Origin of the sequence: Caballeronia sp. LZ016 (assembly GCF_031450805.1) — a bacterium.
Lineage (GTDB): Bacteria > Pseudomonadota > Gammaproteobacteria > Burkholderiales > Burkholderiaceae > Caballeronia.
In genome coordinates this window covers 1339953-1358701 of record NZ_JARTVY010000001.1, presented here as the reverse complement: position 1 = coordinate 1358701, position 18749 = coordinate 1339953, and the positions used below count along the sequence as shown (strand labels likewise).

Sequence of the window (18749 nt, the reverse complement as noted above, 5' to 3'; positions counted from 1 at the left end):
GTGCCTGAGAGGAGTTACTTCAACTGCGCCAGTTCGCTGGCGGCACGCGCGAGCCGCGTGACTTCTTCCCAGTTCTGAGCGTTGACCGCTACCTTCGGCGTGAGCCAGGAACCGCCGACGCAAACGACGTTCGGCTGCGCGAGAAAGCTCGACGCGGTCTCCGCCGTGATGCCGCCCGTCGGACAGAACTTCAGATTCGGAAACGGCCCGTGGAACGCCTGCAGCATCGGAATGCCGCCCGCCTGCTGCGCCGGGAAGAACTTGACGATTTCATATCCGAGTTCCATCGCGCTGATGATGTCGCTCGGCGTCATCACGCCCGGCAACAGCGGCAGCCCGGCGTCTTGCGCGGCCTGGTGCATGTCCTTCGTCAGACCGGGCGACACGCCGAACTTCGCGCCCGCCTTCCTGGCCTGCTCGCAGTGCTCCGGCTTCGTGATGGTGCCCACGCCCACGACGATATCCTCCGCGAGCTGGCTCGCGCGCTCGATGGCCCCGATGCCCGCCGCCGTGCGCAGCGTGATTTCCAGCACCTTCACGCCGCCCGCGTGCAACGCGCGCGATACCTGTTCGCCCTGCTCCACCGAATCGAAAGCCAGCACCGGAATCACCGGTCCCAGGCGCACGATTTCGCTCACCGTTTTCATTGATGCGACTCCTGTTGTATGCGGGCGACTACGCGTCGGTCCGCGGGTTCGTGTGGGGTTGGCCGCTCTCCTTGCGCCCGGGCGTCACACGGAAGCCGGCGCGCGGGAGGCATGTTGCGCGGCATGGGAATGATGCGAAGCCTCGTCGTGCGTCGATGCCGCCGTCTCGCCGATCATCGCGCCGAAGACGGATGCGCCCTCTTCGGCCGGCGACGCGGCGCGACGGAACACGCCGAACAGCTCACGCCCGAAGCCGGCCTCGTTCTCCGCCTGATTCACCGGCGCGGCGACTTCGCGCGACGCCCACTCGTTCGCGTCGATGTCGATGTCGAGGACGCCCGCCGGGGCGTCGATCACGAGCATGTCGCCTGTGCGAACCTTGCCGAGCGGACCTTGCAGCAGCGCCTCGGGCGAAACGTGGATGACCGCCGGCACCTTGCCCGACGCGCCGGACATGCGGCCGTCCGTCACGAGCGCGACATGGAAACCCTGATCCTGCAACACCCCGAGAAGCGGCGTCAACCGATGCAGCTCCGGCATTCCGTTCGCGCGCGCGCCCTGAAAGCGCACGACCGCGACGAAATCACGCTTCAGTTCGCCCTTGTCGAACGCAGCCTGCACTTCTTCCTGCGAATTGAATACGATAGCCGGCGCCTTCACCACGCGATGTTCCGGCGCGACCGCCGAAATCTTGATGACGCCGCGCCCGAGCTTGCCTTGCATCAGCCGCAGGCCACCGTCCGGCTGGAACGGCTCGCCGATACCGCGCAGCACCTTCGTGTCGTGACTTTCAGCGGCGCCGTCGACCCATTGCAGCTTGCCCTCGATGAGCTTCGGCTCCTTCGTGTAGAGCGACAGCCCCCGCCCGACCACCGTCTGCACGTCCTCATGCAGCAGGCCGCCTTCGAGCAGATTGCGCACCAGAAACGCCACGCCGCCCGCCGCGTGGAAGTGGTTCACATCGGCTTTGCCGTTCGGGTAGATTTTCGCTAGCAGCGGCACGGCCTGAGACAGTTCGTCGAAATCGTTCCAGTCGATGACGATGCCCGCAGCCCGCGCAATCGCCACCAGATGCAGCGTGTGATTCGTCGATCCGCCCGTCGCCAGCAGCGCGACGATGCCGTTCACGATCGCCTTCTCGTCCACCACGTGGCCAATCGGCGTGTAATTGCCGCGCTCGAGCGTGATATCGAGCACGCGGCGCGCGGCTTCGGCGGTGAGTGCATCGCGCAGCGGCGTGTGCGGATGCACGAAGGCCGCGCTGGGAAGATGCAGGCCCATGACTTCCATCAGCATCTGATTGCTGTTGGCCGTGCCGTAGAACGTGCAGGTGCCGTGGCCGTGATACGCAGCGGCCTCGGCTTCGAGCAGCGCGTTGCGGTCGCACTTGCCCGTCGCGAATTCCTGCCGCACCTTTGCTTTTTCGTCGTTGGTGAGGCCGCTCGTCATCGGACCGGCGGGAACGAAGATGGTCGGCAGATGGCCGAACTGCAAAGCGCCGATGGCGAGTCCCGGCACGATCTTGTCGCAAACGCCGAGACACAGCGCCGCGTCGAACATGTTGTGCGTCAGCGCGACGGCCGTACTCATCGCGATGACTTCGCGCGAGAACAGCGACAGCTCCATGCCCGCGTTGCCTTGCGTGATGCCGTCGCACATGGCTGGGACGCCGCCCGCGAACTGGGCGATACCGCCGTGTTCGCGCGCAGCCTGCTTGATGATGTCCGGAAAGCTCCTGTACGGCGCGTGCGCCGAAAGCATCTCGTTATACGACGACACGATGCCGATGTTCGGCTCGCGCACCGCCTTGATCGCGAACTTCTCCTGACCTTCGAGGCCCGCGAAACCGTGTGCGAGGTTCGCGCAGGACAGCGCGCCGCGCGCCGGAAACTTGCCGTGCGCGGCGTCGATGCGCGCGAGATAGGCCGCGCGCGTCGCTTTACTGCGCTCGATCACGCGGTCGGTGACTTTCCTGAGTTGCGGATGCGGGGAAATCATTGACACTCCTTCGTCTCACTCCGGCGCGCCTGCCGTCGAGCTGGGGGGTTGGACATCGCGAGGAACGGCGGCTGCGTCGTTTTATTGTCAGTGCCGTCTGGCGAATGTTAGTAGAAAAACTACACGATGACAACGCGGACCGAGCCAGCCTTGTTAAGCGGTCGCATGGCAACCCGTTCCATACGATGCGCCTTCCGGGAAATCCCTTAGATCGCCTCCACGCGTCATGTAGTATTTGTACACGCACAGCCATCCGCTATAGTCGCTCCAATTTCCAGCATAGGCGAGTTTTACGATGTTGCTGTCCCAAGTCGAAGCGATGCGCGAGCAGTTGCGCCCCTCCGAGCGCAAGCTGGCCGATTACGTGCTCGAAGCGCCGCGCGAAGTGCTCGACCTGTCGATGACGGACTTCGCCGCGCGCGTCGGCGTCAGCCAGCCGACCATCGCCCGGTTCTGTCAGGCGCTCGGCTTCTCGGGCTTCCGCGAATTCAAGATTCGGCTCGCGCAGAGCGTCGCAGGAGACGTTCCCACGGTCTACCGCGACGTACGTAGCGACGAACCCGCTGCGGGTGTCGCCGCTAAGGTGCTGGACCGGACCATCGGCGCGCTGATTGCCGTGCGCAACAGCCTGTCGTCGGACAGCGTCGCGGCGGCGATCGCAATCCTGTCGGACGCTCGCCGAATCGAGTTCTATGGCGCGGGCGGCTCGGGCATCGCCGCGCTCGACATGCAGCACAAATTCTTCCGCCTCGGCGTGCCGTCGGTCGCCTACGCCGATCCGCACACGTACACGACGTCGGCTGCATTGTTGCGCGAAGGAGATGTCGTCGTCGCGATTTCCAACACGGGACGCACGAAGGACATTCTCGACGCGTGCAAGTCCGCGCTCAACGGCGGCGCGAAGGTCATCGCGATCACGCACGGCAACTCGCCGCTCGCGCGCATCGCGACGGTGGGGCTTTTTGCGAACGTCGATGAGGACACGGACATTTTTTCGCCGATGACATCGCGCGTTTCGCATCTGGCCATTGGCGACATTCTCGCGGTGGGGCTCGCGCTCGCGCGCGGGCCGCAACTGGCCGAAAAACTGGCTGAAGCGAAGGACGTGCTGGAAAGCCGGCGAGTCGGCGGTTGATAATCCCACAGACAACGATTCGAAGCCGCCGCGGTGCGAACAGGCGGCGAATCGCATGCAACAGTCACATGCCACACGCAACAGGCGGCCGGGTATCGAAATGAGTCACGCTTTTTCGCTGGAACGGCTTGAATCGCGCGTTCATGACAAACAGTTCGATGAAGCGATCAGCCTCGTTTTCGAATTGCAGGCAGTGCTTCGAAAGAAGCCATTCATTGATCCGGCCGAACTGATGGCGGCGGCGCCTCAGGACGGCGAGCGTTTCTATCTGTTTGTCAGCCGCGCGGCGGCCGCACTCGCGGCGATGTTCGCGCATCCCGAATTCGCGCTGACGGATGCACGCTGGCAGAGGTTGCTGCCATTGCGCGCGCTGATCTGGCGGATCTTCACGGCCGATGTGCAACGGAACGGCGAAGGCGTCGCGCGTTCGCTGATCGCATCGATTCGAAACGAACGCTCGCGCGCCCCCGAAGATGCCGCGCGAAAGCTCACGCTCGTCTTCAGTTCCGAGTGGGACTTGCCGCTCGATCTCGCGCAGATGTGGAATTTCGACCACCGCGCAGCAGCCACACTGGGCATGGCGATCGCCGCGGAATCGTATCCCGGCAGCGAACGGGCGTACGCGCGTCGCAACGCCATGCTCCAATGGTTGCCGGATGCAATGTCGGGAATCGTCGACCTGCTCGAAGTGGATGTCGCCGCGACGTGGGCGCTCTATATGCATTGCAGCTACGGCGATGTTCAGCGGCGGCACGATGTCAAACGAAGCATCAACGTGCTCGTCCGTAACAAGCTGGCAGAGTATGGACTCACGAACCTCCCCGCCAGCCCGCCGGACGGCCCGGCCCGCAAGCGGCCGCTGATGCTCGTTTTTCCTGAAGCGTTCACGAGCGGACACTCGATCGTCCGCACGCACTCTCGCACGTTGATTGCCGCTCGTGAACGTTTCGAGACCGTCGCCCTCTGTTCCGCCAGCGCTATCGGCGATGAAGAACGGCGCGTGTTCGATCGCGTCTACGAGTTGCCCGAGAGCGGAAACGTGCCGGCGAGTGTCGGCGTAATTCGCGATTTCGCGCTGTCCGAGCGGCCGGACGTGTTTTATATGCCGAGCGTCGGCATGAGCGCAATGAGCATCTTCATGTCGAATCTGCGAATCGCGCCGCTGCAAATCGCCGGCCTCGGGCACCCAGCCACGACGCACTCGGACTGCATCGATTACGTGAGCGTCGAGGAGGATTATGTCGGCGATGCATCATGCTTCAGCGAGAAGCTCATGCTGTTGCCGAAGGACGGACAGCCCTACGCGCCGTCGGCGAGGCTGGAGCCGATCGGCGCGCGTCGCCCGCGCGATCCGGCGTGCGTGCATGTCGCGATCGCGTCGAGCCTGATGAAACTGAACCCGCGCTTCATCGAAGCCTGCGGACAGATCGCCCGATGCGCTCCGCACGTCCAATTGCACTTTTTCGACAGCGCCGGCGACGTCCTGGCACTCAATCATCTTCAGCGCGTGCTGGCCGAGATGATTCCAGACGGGGCATTCACCATTCACGGATTCCACCCGTATCCCGATTACATGCGAATGCTGAACGACATGGACATGTTCCTGAGCCCGTTCCCGTTCGGCAACACGAACGGCATCGTGGATGCCTTCACGGTCGGACTGCCGGGCGTCTGCAAGACCGGGCGGGAAGTATTCGAGCGCATCGACGGCGCGATGTTCATGCGCGCCTACATGCCCGGCTGGCTGGTGGCGGATACGAAAGAGGAATACGTCGAAGCCGCAGTGAGGCTCGCGAACAATCGGGAGGAACGCGAATCCCTGCGCAGGTACATGCTCGAGAAGAACGTCGTGCAACGCTTCTTCGAAGGACGCCCCGAAGTCTTCGGCGAGATGGTGCTCGGCCTCGTCGAGAAGCAGAAGGCCGAACACGCGTCTCCTAGAAGGGCTTGATCACCACGAGCAGGGTCGCGCCGAGCAGCCCGAGCACGGGCAGCTCGTTGTACAGGCGATACCACTTGTCCGAGCGCGTGTTCTCGCCGCGCGCAAACGTGCGCAGCAGTCGCCCGCAATAACCGTGATAAACGATAAGCAGCACGACGATTGCGAGCTTGGCATGCAGCCAGCCCTGTCCGCGTCCGATGCCGACGCCGAGCCACAGCCACAGCCCGCAGGCCAGCGCGGGCACCGCGATGAAGGTCATGAAGCGAAACAGCTTTCTCGCCATCAGCAGCAGACGGGCGGTTGCAGCGGCGTCTTTCTCCATCGCGAGGTTGACGAAGATGCGCGGCAGATAGAACAGTCCGGCAAACCAAGACGCGATCAGCACGATATGCAGCGATTTGATCCAGAGCATCGCTTGCCTTACTGCCGCACTTCGCCGTGCCCGAGCACGACATATTTCAGCGATGTCAGCCCTTCGAGCCCGACCGGCCCGCGCGCGTGCAGCTTGTCGTTCGAGATGCCGATTTCCGCGCCGAGACCGAATTCGAAGCCGTCGGCGAAACGCGTCGATGCGTTGACCATCACGCTCGCGGAATCCACTTCGCGGAGGAAGCGCATTGCGCGGTCGTGATCTTCGGTGACGATCGCGTCCGTGTGATGCGACCCGTAGGCGTTGATGTGCGCGATGGCTTCGTCCATGTCGCCGACGATCTTCACGGCCAGCACCGGCGCGAGATATTCCGTGCTCCAGTCGGCTTCCGTCGCGTCCACCAGCGAGCCGATTTGCGAGGCTTCCAGCACCGCGCGCGCTTCGGCGTCCACGCGCAATTCCACGTCCTTCGCCTGGAACGCGCGCGCCAGCAACGGCAGCGCTTCGCCTGCGATGCCCCGCGCCACCAGCAGCGTTTCCATCGTGTTGCACGTGCCGTAACGATGCGTCTTCGCGTTGTCGCAGATTGGCGCCGCTTTCGTCAGATCGGCGCGGTCATCGACGTACACGTGGCAGATGCCGTCGAGATGCTTGATCATCGGCACGCGCGATTCCTCCATCAGCCGCGCGATCAGGCTCTTGCCGCCGCGCGGCACGATGACGTCCACGAACTCGGTCATGGTAATGAGCTTGCCGACCGCCGCGCGATCCGCCGTCTCGACGACCTGCACCGCGTCCTGCGGCAGCCCGGCCGCCTGCAGCCCCTCGCCGATCAGCTTTGCGAGCGCCGTGTTGCATTCGAGCGCCTCCGAACCGCCGCGCAGAATTGTCGCGTTACCGGACTTGAGGCAGAGCGCCGCGGCGTCGATGGTCACGTTGGGCCGCGATTCGTAGATGATGCCGATCACGCCGAGCGGAACGCGCATCTGGCCGACCTGGATGCCGGTCGGCCGATACTTCAGCCCGCTGATTTCACCGATCGGATCCGCCAGCGACGCGACTTGCCGCAAGCCTTCGATCATCGTGTTCAGCGCCTTGTCGAAGAGCGTGAGGCGGTCGATGAACGCCGCGTCGTGGCCCTTCTCGCGCGCCCGCGCGAGGTCGCGCGCATTGGCTGTTTTCAGCGCATCGCGTTCGCGCTCGATCGCATTCGCCACCGCGACGAGCGCCTCGTTCTTCGCCGCCGTCGACGCCCGCGCCATCGCGCGCGACGCCGCACGGGCGCGGCGGCCGAGGTCGGTCATGTATTGGTCGATGTTCATCTGGGTCATTCCGTCTGCCGGTTCCGCGCCTCGCGCGGCGTCGCTGAGGCGTGGCATCAGCGCGATGGAAAAGCGCACCCGGCGCATGAAAGCCGAACGCTGAAACACTCATTCTAAGCCGTGAAGCGTTCAGCGACGCGGTCGTGCCGGGGCGGCCGCCGCAGATTTCGATGGCGGGCCGCCCTGCGCGACAGCCATCGCGAGCTCGAACATGCCGGCCCACGGATCGGGCGGCGGTTCGCTGCCGCGTTTGCCCGCGCTGCCCGAGAGTCCCTTGACTTGCCGATCCAGCCGCGCCGCCAGCGACAGCGCCTTTTCGAGCGCGTCTTCCGTCACGCGCGAAAGCGCCGGTCCGATCAGCCGTTCGCGCGGACCCCACACGCGGTTCTCGCGCAGCAGCGTCGCGAGCGGCTTGCCGGACGCCACGCCACGCTTGATGCGCAGCAGCGTCCGCACTTCTTCGACGAGCGCCCACAGCACGAGCACCGCCGCTTCGCCCTCGCCCTTGAGGCCGTCGAGCATACGCGACAGGCGGCCGACATCGCCGGTGAGCATCGCCTCGTTGAGCTTGAAGACGTCGTAGCGCGCCACGTTCAGCACGGCGTCATGGATCTGCTCGAAGCTCAGCACGCCTTGCGGATAGAGCAAGCCGAGCTTCTGAATCTCCTGATGGGCGGCGAGCAAATTGCCCTCGACTCTCTCCGCGATGAAAACCAGCGCGCGCCGCCCCTCCTCGCCCGGCGCAACACGCTGGCCTTGCTGCGACAAGCGCTGGCCGACCCACATCGGCAATTGCGCGCGCTCGACCGGATCGATCTTCAGCGCGACGCCGGGGCCGCTCAGCGCCGTGAACCACGCGGATTTCTGCGTCGCCGAATCGAGACGCGGCAGGGTGACGAGCGTGACGACGTCGGGGTTGTCGGCGGCGGCGAGCATCTTCAGCGCTTCCGCGCCTTCCTTGCCCGGCTTGCCCGTGGGAATGCGCAGCTCGATCAACTGACGGTCGCCGAACAGCGACATCGACTGCGTCGCCCCGATGAGCGCGCTCCAGTCGAACCCGCGCTCGACGGTAAACACCGTGCGATCGGTGAAGCCGGCCGCACGCGCCGTCGCCCGGATGCGGTCGCACGCTTCCTGCGCGAGCAGGTGCTCGTCGCCATATACGACGTAGAGCCCCTTCAGGCCTTTGGCGAGGTGCGCTTCGAGCGCATCGAGCTTCAGTTGCATGATGAACGATAGACCGATGACCGCCCGCGATCAGAGCGGCGGCGTCGGCAGCGGCGCACGCGGCGCGATGCCCGGCGTCTGCTCGCTCGGCGACGGATGCAGTGAACGGACGACCGCGAGGCGGCGTGTCAGCTGATCGACCGCGTCGATCCGCATGTCGTTGTAGAGCAGCGTTGCTTCCTGCGACTTGGCGAGCGTGTACTGGTCGCTATAGGTCATCGCGCGGTTCAGCGCGATTACGCTTTGCGGAATCAGCACCGTCCCGTCCGCGCCGATCAGCGAGTAAGCCAGGCTGTAAGTCAGCTCGTATTCCTGCACGACGCCCTGCGAGTTCAGGCTCAGCGTGCCCAAGCCCTGCCCTTCGGAAAGAAAGAGCGTGGCGTCGGGCTTTTCCCAGCCCTTGACGATCACCGTGTCGCTGCCGCCCTGCACCAGGCGTTCGAGGCGCGCGACCATCTGCGGCGCGCCGCCAGAAACCGCGAGGCGCTTGAACGCGTAGTCCTGCTGGCCGCGCAACTGGAAGCCGCACGCGGACAGCGCGACAGCCCCGCCCAGAAGCGCGAGAAACGAGCGCCGGCGCATGCGGGCTCGCGGCGTAGAAGTCTCCGTCACACTCACTCCCCTGGCTTCAGCCATCAGACGACGACGTTCACGAGACGCCCCGGCACCACGACGACCTTCTTCGGCGCGCGGCCCTCCGCGAACTTCTCGAACATCTCGTGCGCCACGGCGGCTTTTTCGATGTCCTCGCGCGATGCCGCCTTCGGCACCGTCAGCGCGCCGCGCACCTTGCCGTTCACCTGCAGCACGAGCTCGATTTCCGATTGTTCGAGCGCGGCTTCGTCGACCTTCGGCCAGGGCGCGTCGAGCAGCGGACCGAAGACATCCGCATAGCCGAGCTCCGTCCACAACTGGAACGTGATATGCGGCACGACCGGATACAGCACGCGCAGCAGCACGCCGAAGGTTTCGTTCAGCACGCCGGCGCTGCTGTTCTTCGCGCCTTCCAGCGCGTTGAGCATCTTCATCGCGGCGGACACGACCGTGTTGTACTGCAGACGGCCGTAGTCGAAATCCGCTTGCTTGAGCACGCTGTAGATTTCGCGGCGCAGCGTCTTGTCGGCGTCGCTGAGCGTCGATGCATCGAGCTTGCCGTGCTGGCGCAGCGCATCGGCGTTGTCGTGACCAAAGTGCCACACGCGGCGCAGGAAGCGGCTCGCGCCTTCCACGCCCGCGCCCGACCATTCGAGCGATTGCTCCGGCGGCGCGGCGAACATCACGAAGAGACGCGCCGTATCCGCGCCGTACTGATCGATGAGCGTCTGCGGATCGACGCCATTGTTCTTCGACTTCGACATCTTCTCGACGCCGCCGAGCACGACCGGCTGACCGTCGGCGATGAGCGTCGCGCCGACCGGGCGGCCCTTGTCGTCGTGCGACACCGTGACGTCGAGCGGGTTGTACCAGGTCTTCTTGCCGCTCGCGTCTTCGCGATAGAACGTCTCGTTGAGCACCATGCCCTGCGTGAGCAGGTTCTTCGCCGGCTCGCCGAACTTGACGAGGCCCATGTCGCGCATGACTTTCGTCCAGAAACGCGAGTACAAGAGGTGAAGGATCGCGTGCTCGATACCGCCGATGTACTGGTCCATCGGCATCCAGTAGTCGGTGCGCTCGTCGACCATCGTCGCGGCGTCCGGCGCGCTGTAGCGCGAGAAGTACCAGGATGAATCGACGAAGGTGTCCATCGTGTCGGTTTCGCGCTTCGCCGCCGCGCCGCACTTCGGGCACGTGCAGTTCAGGAATGCTTCCGACTTCGCGAGCGGATTGCCCGTGCCGTCCGGCACGAGGTCTTCCGGCAGCACGACGGGCAAATCCTGCTCGGGCACCGGCACGTCGCCGCAGCTCGGACAGTGAATGATCGGGATCGGCGTGCCCCAGTAGCGCTGGCGCGAAATGCCCCAGTCGCGCAGACGCCATGTGATCTGCTTGTCGCCGAAGCCCTTTGCCTTCAGATCGGCGGCGATCGCGTCGATGGCTTGTTCCGTCGTCATGCCGTCGTACTTGCCGCTGTTCACGAGGCGGCCGGCGGTCTTGTCGCCGTACCACTCTTCCCACGCGTCGGTCGAGTACGTCTTGCCTTCGACGGCAACGACCTGTTTGATGGCCAGGCCGTATTTCTTCGCGAACGCGAAGTCGCGCTCATCGTGCGACGGCACGCCCATCACCGCGCCTTCGCCGTAGGACATCAGCACGTAGTTGCCGATCCACACTTCCACTTTCTCGTCCGTCAGCGGATGCGTGATGAAGAAGCCCGTGGGCAGGCCCTTCTTTTCCATCGTGGCGACATCTGCTTCGGCAACGCCGCCGCGCTTGCATTCCTCGATGAACGCCTGCAACTCGGCATTGTCGCGCGCAAGACGCGTGGCGAGCGGATGCTCCGCCGCGATCGCCGCGAAGGTGACGCCCATGATCGTGTCGGCGCGCGTGGTGAACACGCGCAAGAGCTTGGATTCGCCGTCGATTTCGTACGGGAACCCAAAGTTCACGCCGAAGCTCTTGCCGATCCAGTTCTGCTGCATGATCTTGACGCGCTCGGGCCAGCCGAGGCCTTCGAGATCGTCGAGCAATTGATCCGCGTAATCGGTGATGCGCAGGTAGTACATCGGGATTTCGCGCTTTTCCACGAGCGCGCCCGAGCGCCAGCCGCGCCCGTCGATAACTTGCTCGTTCGCGAGCACCGTCTGATCGATCGGGTCCCAGTTCACCGTGCCCGTCTTCTTGTACGCGATGCCCTTCTCCAGCATCTTCAGGAACAGCCACTGGTTCCACTTGTAGTACTCGGGCGAGCAGGTGGCGACTTCGCGCGACCAGTCGATGGCGAGGCCCATCGACTGCATCTGCTTCTTCATGTACGCGATGTTGTCGTAGGTCCACTTCGCGGGCGGCACGCCGTTCGCCATCGCTGCATTCTCGGCGGGCATGCCGAACGCGTCCCAGCCCATCGGCATCAGCGTGTTGTGACCGTTCATGCGCAGATAGCGGTACATCACGTCGTTGATCGTGTAGTTGCGCACGTGGCCCATGTGCAGCTTGCCCGACGGATACGGCAGCATCGAGACGCAATAGAACTTGGGTTTAGTCGACGTCTCGGTCGTCCGGTAGACGTCGTTCGCGCGCCAGTTGCTCTGCGCGGCGGATTCGACGTCGGCGGGTACGTATTTATCGTGCATGGTGTGTGTCTGGCTTGGAGCGAATGCTGGGAACGGACCTCGGCAACTGCCACGGCTGCGCACGCGTTGCCGCGTGGCGTTCGCTTTCGACTTCGGTCTTCGTCGGGAATGCGGGCTGCCCGACCTTGCGGGCGCACCGGACGGGCAAAGGGCGATTATACCGTCGGGTTCGTTCGTACTGGCGCGCGCGGATCGGCGGTCAAGCCTTGCGCGCGAGCGTTTGCGGTCGGAGCGGCGCTTCGTTCGGGACGGGCGCCGGGCGGTTGACGGGCGTGGCCGTGCAACGATGAATGCGCTGGGATGCCGTCGCGGTGACGGCCGGGACGGCATGAGCAGATGATCGAGCCGGATCGCGTGCGCAGCGCATGCCCCGCTGTGCCGCGAAAGTCGCTTGCGCCGACCGACGCCGAGCCAGGTCGATCAGCGCAGGCCGAGCACGTCCTGCATATCGAAGAAGCCGGTCTCGTGCAATTCGAGGAACTGCACCGCGCGCAACGCGCCCTGCGCATACGACAACCGGCTCGCGGACTTATGCGTGATCTCGACGCGCTCGCCGATGCCCGCGAACAGCACCGTGTGATCCCCGACGATATCCCCGCCGCGAATCGCCGAGAAACCGATGGTCGACGGATCGCGCTCGCCGGTCACGCCTTCGCGCGCGTAGACGGCGCAGTCTTTCAGATCGCGGCCGAGCGCCTTCGCGACGACTTCGCCCATTGCGAGCGCGGTGCCGGACGGCGCGTCGACCTTGTGCCGGTGATGCGCCTCGATGACCTCGATGTCGTAGCCTTGCGCGAAATGCTTCGCCGCATATTCGAGCAGCTTCAGCGTGACGTTCACGCCGACGCTCATGTTCGGCGCGAACACCACGCCGATTCTCTCGCCCGCCTGCTTCAGTTGCGCCTTCTGCTCGTCCGAAAAGCCCGTCGTGCCGATGACCATCTTCACGTTGTGGCGCAGCGCCGCCTCGAGATGCGCGAGCGTGCCTTCGGGACGCGTGAAGTCGATCAGGTAGTCGGCATCGGCGAACACGCGCTCGATGTCGTCGGTCAGCTTGACGCCCGTGTTCTTGCCGAGAAACGCGCCGGCGTCCTGACCGAGCTGTTCGACGCCCGGACGGTCGAGCGCGCCGACGAGTTGCGCATTGGAATCGTTGAGAACGGTTTCGATCAGCATCCGGCCCATGCGGCCCGACGCCCCGGCAATGGCGATCTTCATGGCTGTCTCGTGTTGGACCGCGCGGCAATGCGCGCGGCCGGGTGACGTGCGCCGCAACGGACCGCGCGGCGCGGAATCGGGCGGGGAAACGCGAAGCCGCGCCTCCCGATCAGCTTGCCCGCATTACTGGGGCATCGTGAACTGCGCTTGTCCGCCCGCATTGGCAGGCGTGGGCGACGTGCTCGCCGGACCGACTGCGCTGCTGTCCGGAATGTTGATCGTCTGCGGCTTGCGTTGCAGTTGAATCTGCGAATTACCGCCCTGACTGCCCGCACCCGGCGCTGCGCCGGCGGTTTGCGGCACGTTGGCGCGCACCGACGATTGCGTGCGGCCCGTCGGCATTTCGACCTGCGCGGTTGCTCGATTGGCGGCCTGCGCGGCTTGCTGGTTGGCATCGCCGGCGAACGCGGCCGAGGGGTTCGGCTGCGTGGACGGCTCGCCGGCCGGCGCAGTGACCGTTGCCGCCGATGCAGCCGCCGCCCCCGATGCCGCCGCGACCGCCACCGGCTTCGCGACCTTCCGGCCCTTGTCGCCGTCTATTTCAGCGAGCAGTTCCAGGTTCGACGGCAGATTCTCTCCGCCCGACCAGCTCACGACGCGATCGCTCGCGAAGTTCACGACGAAGTCGCGCTGCTGGACGACCGACGCCGAGCCGCGCTTAAAGTAGAAGACGTAGTCCCAGCGGTCCGCGTGGAACATGTCGGTCAAGAGCGGCGTGCCGAGCAGCGCGCGGACCTGATCGCGCGACATGCCGACCTGCATCTGGCTTGCTGCTTCCTGCGATACGAAGTTGCCCTGCACGACCGTGATGCGATACGGCGTGATGCTTTGCGCGATCTTCTGCGTGACGCTGTCGTACGTCGAGCAACCCGCGAGCAACGCGGCGAGGGTTGCTGCGATGATGGTTCCCCGCATGCGACGGCTCTCCCTGCAATTCGATAAAAATTTTGAGAACATTTCACCTTTCGCGCACAGCGCCAGAAGGCCGCGCTCCTCTTTCAGCTTCTCACCCGGTGCCGCTCGGATGTCAGGATTCAGAAAAACGCATTACTATGGGAACCTTGAATTGTACTCTAGGGATGCCTAGCCATGACCAATCCCGCCGATCTCAAAAATATCGGGCTCAAGGCGACCCTGCCCCGCCTCAAGATTCTGGAGATCTTCCAGCACAGTCCGGTGCGCCATCTGACCGCTGAGGACGTGTACCGCAGCCTGCTCAGCGAAGAACTGGACATCGGGCTCGCCACGGTTTACCGGGTGCTGACGCAGTTCGAACAGGCGGGCCTTCTGTCGCGGAGCAATTTCGAATCGGGCAAGGCCGTGTTCGAACTGAACGAAGGCTCGCATCACGATCACCTCGTGTGCATCGACTGCGGCCGCGTCGAAGAATTCTTCGACGCTGAAATCGAACGACGCCAGCAATCGATCGCGAAAGAGCGCGGCTTCAAGCTGCATGAGCATGCGCTCGCGCTTTACGGCGCCTGCACGAAGGAAAACTGCCCGCACCGCAAGCATTGAGCTCGATGCGCCGCCCGTCGGCGCGCTGCACGGTTCGAACATGGCCGCCGTCCATCGGCTTCGATGGACGGCGGTTTTGTTTCGTCCCTACGCAGTCTGCAACATTCGGTGCAAAGCCTTCCGTCGACGGCACTCCGCGCACCGATTGCGGTCATAGCGGCGGCGCTCGAACGCAGGACGCCCGCGCCGATGCCGGGCCCGCGCTGCGCCGCTCAAGAATCGAACCTCAAGTAGCGTCGATGGACGTGCAACAACTCGTGTCCCAATTCCTGTCGTCGGCGCGAGGCGCTCAGGCGGCGCAAGCGCTGAACAACCAGGGATTCAGCGCAGAAAACAGCCTGCAGATTCTGGGGGCGGCGGCAGAGTCCGCACATGCGCATGCCGAAGAACATGGCCAAAGCATGCTCGGCGAACACGCGGGCAAGAGCTTCTTCGCGGCTTTCGCCACCGGGCTTTTGCGCGGCGACGGTTTCCTGAAATCGCTCGCAGGAGGCGGCGAAGGGATCATGACGGGCCGCGTCGCGAAAATACTTGCGGCGCGTATCGGTCTTGACCCCGCAACGGCGTCGAGCGTGGCGCCGTGGCGACGCCGTTCATCGTCTCTTTCCTGCGCGAGAAGCTGGCGTAGTCCCTGCAACGCACCGCGCGCAAGAAACGACAAAGCCGCTCTCACGAGCGGCTTTGTCTTTACGGCATACAGCTACCGGATTCGAACGCTTACTTGGCGTTCGCGAGCGCGACGGCCGTATCCAGCATGCGGTTAGAGAAGCCCCACTCGTTGTCGTACCAGCTCGACACCTTCACGAGACGGCCCGACACCTTCGTGAGCGTCGAATCGAACGTCGACGATGCCGGGTTGTGGTTGAAGTCGACAGAGACGAGCGGCGCGTCGTTGTAGCCGAGAATGCCCTTCAGCTCGCCTTCGGCCGCTTCCTTCATGATCTTGTTGACTTCTTCGACCGTCGTGTCGCGCGCGGCGATGAACGACAGATCGACCACCGACACGTTGATGGTCGGCACGCGGATCGCGTAACCGTCCAGCTTGCCGTTCAGTTCCGGCAGCACGAGGCCGACCGCCGATGCCGCGCCCGTCTTCGTCGGGATCTGGCTGTGCGTGGCCGAGCGCGCGCGGCGCAGGTCTTCGTGGTACACGTCGGTCAGGACCTGATCGTTCGTGTAGGCGTGGATGGTGGTCATCAGGCCGTTGACGAGGCCGATCTTGTCGTTCAGCGGCTTGACGAGCGGCGCAAGGCAGTTCGTCGTGCACGATGCGTTCGAGATGACCGTGTCCGATGCCTTCAGCACGTTGTGATTCACGCCGTACACGATGGTCGCGTCCACGTCCTTGCCGCCCGGCGCGGAGATGATGACCTTCTTCGCGCCGCCCTTGATGTGCGCGCTCGCCTTTTCCTTCGTCGTGAAGAAGCCGGTGCACTCCATCACCACGTCGACGTTCAGCTCGCCCCACGGCAGTTCGGCCGGGTTGCGGTTCGCCAGCACGCGGATGCGGTCGCCGTTGACGACGAGGTAATCGCCATCCACCGACACCTGGCCCGGGAACTTGCCGTGCGCGGTGTCGTACTGCGTGAGGTGCGCATTGGTCTTGGCATCGCCGAGATCGTTGATGGCGACGATCTCGATGTCGTGCTTCTTGCCGTTTTCATACAAGGCGCGCAGCGTGTTGCGGCCGATCCGGCCGTAGCCGTTGATTGCAACGCGAATCGTCATGGTCTATCTCCTTGGCTTAAAAAAACCTTGCTCGCTGACGCGGTCTCACGCGGCCAGAACGGCCTTCGCCGTCCCGACGACGTTCTCCACCGTGAAGCCGAAATGCTTGAACAGCTCACCGGCCGGCGCGGATTCGCCGAACGTGTCGATGCCCACCACGCCGCCCTCCAGGCCGACGTACTTGCGCCAGAAATCCGTCACACCGGCCTCGATCGCGACGCGCGCCACGCCCTTCGGCAGCACGCGCTCGCGGTACTCGGCGTCCTGCTTGTCGAATACGTTGGTGCAGGGCATGGAAACGACGCGCGCGCCGATGCCTTCCTTCGCCAGCGCCTCGACCGCCTGCATCGCGAGCTGCACTTCCGAGCCGGTAGCGATGAGGATGATCTTGCGCGCGGGAATGTCGTCGTTCCAGTTGCGCAGCACATAGCCGCCCTTCGCAATGTTCGCGATCTGAACGTCGTTGCGCGGCGAGAACTGCAGGTTCTGACGGCTGAAAATCAGCGTCGACGGGCCTTCGTGCTCGATCGCGTGCGTCCACGCCACCGCCGTTTCGACGGTGTCCGCCGGACGCCACGTCTGCAATTGCGGAATCAGGCGCAGGCTGGAAACGTGCTCGACCGACTGGTGCGTCGGGCCGTCTTCGCCGAGGCCGATGGAATCGTGCGTGAACACGAAGATCGAGCGCGACTTCATCAGCGCGGCGACGCGCAGCGCGTTGCGGCTGTAGTCCGAGAACGTCAGGAACGTGCCGCCGAACGGACGGAAGCCGCCATGCAGCGCGATGCCGTTGATTGCCGCCGACATGCCGAATTCGCGCACGCCGTAATTGATGTGATTGCCCCACTGGATGCCGGCGTGGCCCGCGTTCGCGTTTTCGGCATCGCCGGCGGCGCGCACCGCTTTCGACGCCTTCCAGTTGGTCAGGTTCGAGCCCGTCAGGTCGGCCGAACCGCCGAGCAGTTCCGGCAACGCGGCCGCGAGACCTTCGATGGCCTGCTGCGATGCCTTGCGCGTCGCGACCGTTTCGGCACGCTGATTCGCGTCTTCGATGATCTTCGCTGCGCTCTCTTTCCAGTCCGCCGGCAGTTCGCCCTTCATGCGGCGCGCGAATTCGTCGGCTTGCTGTGCGTACTTCGCGCGATAGGCTTCGAACGCCTTGTTCCAGTCGCTTTCCGCGCGCTGGCCCTGCTCCTTGCCGTCCCACGCCGCGTAGACTTCCTGCGGGATCACGAACGGCTCGAAGCTCCAGCCGATCGCCGCGCGCGTCGCCGCGATTTCGTCGCCGCCGAGCGGCGCGCCGTGCGCATCGTGACCGCCCGCCTTGGTCGGCGCGCCCTTGCCGATGACCGTGCGGCAGCAGATCAGCGTCGGCTTGTCGGACTTCTTTGCCTGCGCGATGGCGGCATCGACCGCATCGACGTCATGGCCGTCCACGGCGCGAATCACGTTCCAGCCGTACGCTTCGAAGCGCTTCGGGGTGTCGTCGTGGAACCAGTGCTCGACATGGCCGTCGATGGAAATGCCGTTGTCGTCGTAGAGCGCGATCAGCTTGTTCAGCTTGAGCGTGCCCGCGAGCGAGCAGGCTTCGTGCGAGATGCCTTCCATCAGGCAGCCGTCGCCGAGGAAGACGTAGGTGTAGTGATCGACGATTTTCGCGTCGGCCTTGTTGAATTCGGCGGCGAGCAGCGCTTCCGCGAGCGCCATGCCGACCGCGTTGCCGACGCCCTGGCCGAGCGGCCCGGTGGTCGTCTCGACGCCCGGCGTGATACCTACTTCGGGATGACCCGGCGTCTTCGAATGCAACTGGCGGAAGTTCTTGAGCTCGCTCATCGGCAGGTCGTAGCCGGTGAGGTGCAGCAACGCGTACAGCAGCATGGAGCCGTGGCCGTTCGAGAGCACGAAACGATCGCGATCGAACCAGTGCGGATTCGCCGGATTGTGCTTCAGATGGCGCGACCACAGCGCGACGCCGATTTCAGCCATGCCCATCGGCATGCCGGGATGGCCGGAATTGGCTTGTTGAACGGCGTCCATGGCGAGCGCGCGGATTGCGTTGGCCATGAGGGCGGTCGGGCTGGAAGTCGGGATCGTCATGTCGGGTGTCGGCGGCTACGAGAGCTTTGGGGCAGGTGCAGAAATGATCCACGGTGCTTCTTGCCGCATACCTTCAGCCGATGCTTTCGCACCGGACGCCGGCCTCGCAGCACATCATGCGCACACCATGAACACGCCACGTTTTCAAGACCGGAACGACGAGAAACGACGAGGATCGGGAGTCGGTCATTCTAACAGACCGGTCCGATCGACAGGCGTGCGGCGGCGCGCTGAACGTGCGGTGCCCGGCAGTTCGGGCGGGCATTCGGCGTGCATCGGACACAGCCGGCGAAGGCTGCGCGCCCCGCCGCCTTAGC

The 18749-nt window shown here is 64.6% G+C and carries 14 protein-coding genes; 3 read left to right on the top strand and 11 right to left on the bottom strand.

Features of this window, described 5'->3' with window-relative positions:
- Positions 1 to 14: 14 nt before the first annotated feature.
- Both eda and edd read right to left on the bottom strand, forming a co-directional pair.
- Positions 15 to 647 carry a bifunctional 4-hydroxy-2-oxoglutarate aldolase/2-dehydro-3-deoxy-phosphogluconate aldolase gene (eda, locus tag P9220_RS06495; protein ID WP_309764090.1) on the bottom strand — a complete coding sequence of 211 codons (633 nt, stop codon included), beginning with the start codon at positions 645 to 647 and terminating at the stop codon, positions 15 to 17.
- 84 nt (positions 648 to 731) lie between these two features.
- Complete coding sequence (edd, locus tag P9220_RS06490) at positions 732 to 2645, bottom strand: phosphogluconate dehydratase (protein WP_309764089.1); 1914 nt, start codon at positions 2643 to 2645, stop codon at positions 732 to 734.
- Between the two features lie 295 nt (positions 2646 to 2940).
- On the opposite strand from edd, the gene P9220_RS06485 reads away from it, so the two are divergent.
- On the top strand, positions 2941 to 3780 hold the full coding sequence (locus P9220_RS06485; RefSeq protein ID WP_309764087.1) for a MurR/RpiR family transcriptional regulator: 840 nt from the start codon (positions 2941 to 2943) through the stop codon (positions 3778 to 3780).
- A gap of 55 nt (positions 3781 to 3835) precedes the next feature.
- Positions 3836 to 5731, top strand: a complete 1896-nt coding sequence (locus P9220_RS06480) for a glycosyl transferase family 1 (RefSeq protein ID WP_309764086.1) — start codon at positions 3836 to 3838, stop codon at positions 5729 to 5731.
- Here the strand turns inward: P9220_RS06480 and P9220_RS06475 are convergent.
- The 7 genes from P9220_RS06475 to P9220_RS06445 form a co-directional block, all read right to left on the bottom strand.
- Positions 5718 to 6134, bottom strand: coding sequence for a CopD family protein (locus tag P9220_RS06475; protein WP_309764085.1), 417 nt, complete (start codon positions 6132 to 6134; stop codon positions 5718 to 5720). The genes P9220_RS06480 and P9220_RS06475 overlap by 14 nt on opposite strands.
- A gap of 8 nt (positions 6135 to 6142) precedes the next feature.
- Complete coding sequence (locus tag P9220_RS06470) at positions 6143 to 7414, bottom strand: glutamate-5-semialdehyde dehydrogenase (RefSeq protein WP_309764084.1); 1272 nt, start codon at positions 7412 to 7414, stop codon at positions 6143 to 6145.
- Between the two features lie 129 nt (positions 7415 to 7543).
- Complete coding sequence (gene holA, locus P9220_RS06465; protein WP_309764083.1) at positions 7544 to 8641, bottom strand: DNA polymerase III subunit delta; 1098 nt, start codon at positions 8639 to 8641, stop codon at positions 7544 to 7546.
- Between the two features lie 30 nt (positions 8642 to 8671).
- Positions 8672 to 9223 carry an LPS assembly lipoprotein LptE gene (gene lptE, locus P9220_RS06460; protein ID WP_309765405.1) on the bottom strand — a complete coding sequence of 184 codons (552 nt, stop codon included), beginning with the start codon at positions 9221 to 9223 and terminating at the stop codon, positions 8672 to 8674.
- Between the two features lie 53 nt (positions 9224 to 9276).
- Positions 9277 to 11871, bottom strand: a complete 2595-nt coding sequence (gene leuS, locus P9220_RS06455) for a leucine--tRNA ligase (RefSeq protein WP_309764082.1) — start codon at positions 11869 to 11871, stop codon at positions 9277 to 9279.
- 420 nt (positions 11872 to 12291) lie between these two features.
- Positions 12292 to 13089, bottom strand: coding sequence for a 4-hydroxy-tetrahydrodipicolinate reductase (dapB, locus tag P9220_RS06450; RefSeq protein WP_309764081.1), 798 nt, complete (start codon positions 13087 to 13089; stop codon positions 12292 to 12294).
- A 123-nt stretch (positions 13090 to 13212) separates the two neighbouring features.
- The gene (locus tag P9220_RS06445; RefSeq protein WP_309764080.1) at positions 13213 to 14004 is read right to left on the bottom strand and encodes an outer membrane protein assembly factor BamE; all 792 of its coding nucleotides are present in this window, start codon (positions 14002 to 14004) and stop codon (positions 13213 to 13215) included.
- A gap of 174 nt (positions 14005 to 14178) precedes the next feature.
- On the opposite strand from P9220_RS06445, the gene fur reads away from it, so the two are divergent.
- Positions 14179 to 14607: a ferric iron uptake transcriptional regulator gene (gene fur / locus P9220_RS06440; RefSeq protein ID WP_309764079.1), complete on the top strand. Its 429-nt coding sequence runs from the start codon at positions 14179 to 14181 to the stop codon at positions 14605 to 14607.
- Between the two features lie 717 nt (positions 14608 to 15324).
- Here the strand turns inward: fur and gap are convergent.
- Positions 15325 to 16335 carry a type I glyceraldehyde-3-phosphate dehydrogenase gene (gene gap / locus P9220_RS06435; RefSeq protein WP_309764078.1) on the bottom strand — a complete coding sequence of 337 codons (1011 nt, stop codon included), beginning with the start codon at positions 16333 to 16335 and terminating at the stop codon, positions 15325 to 15327.
- A 45-nt stretch (positions 16336 to 16380) separates the two neighbouring features.
- A complete protein-coding gene (tkt, locus tag P9220_RS06430; protein WP_309764077.1) occupies positions 16381 to 18432 on the bottom strand; it encodes a transketolase in 2052 nt (683 codons plus the stop codon).
- Between the last annotated feature and the right edge of the window lie 317 nt (positions 18433 to 18749).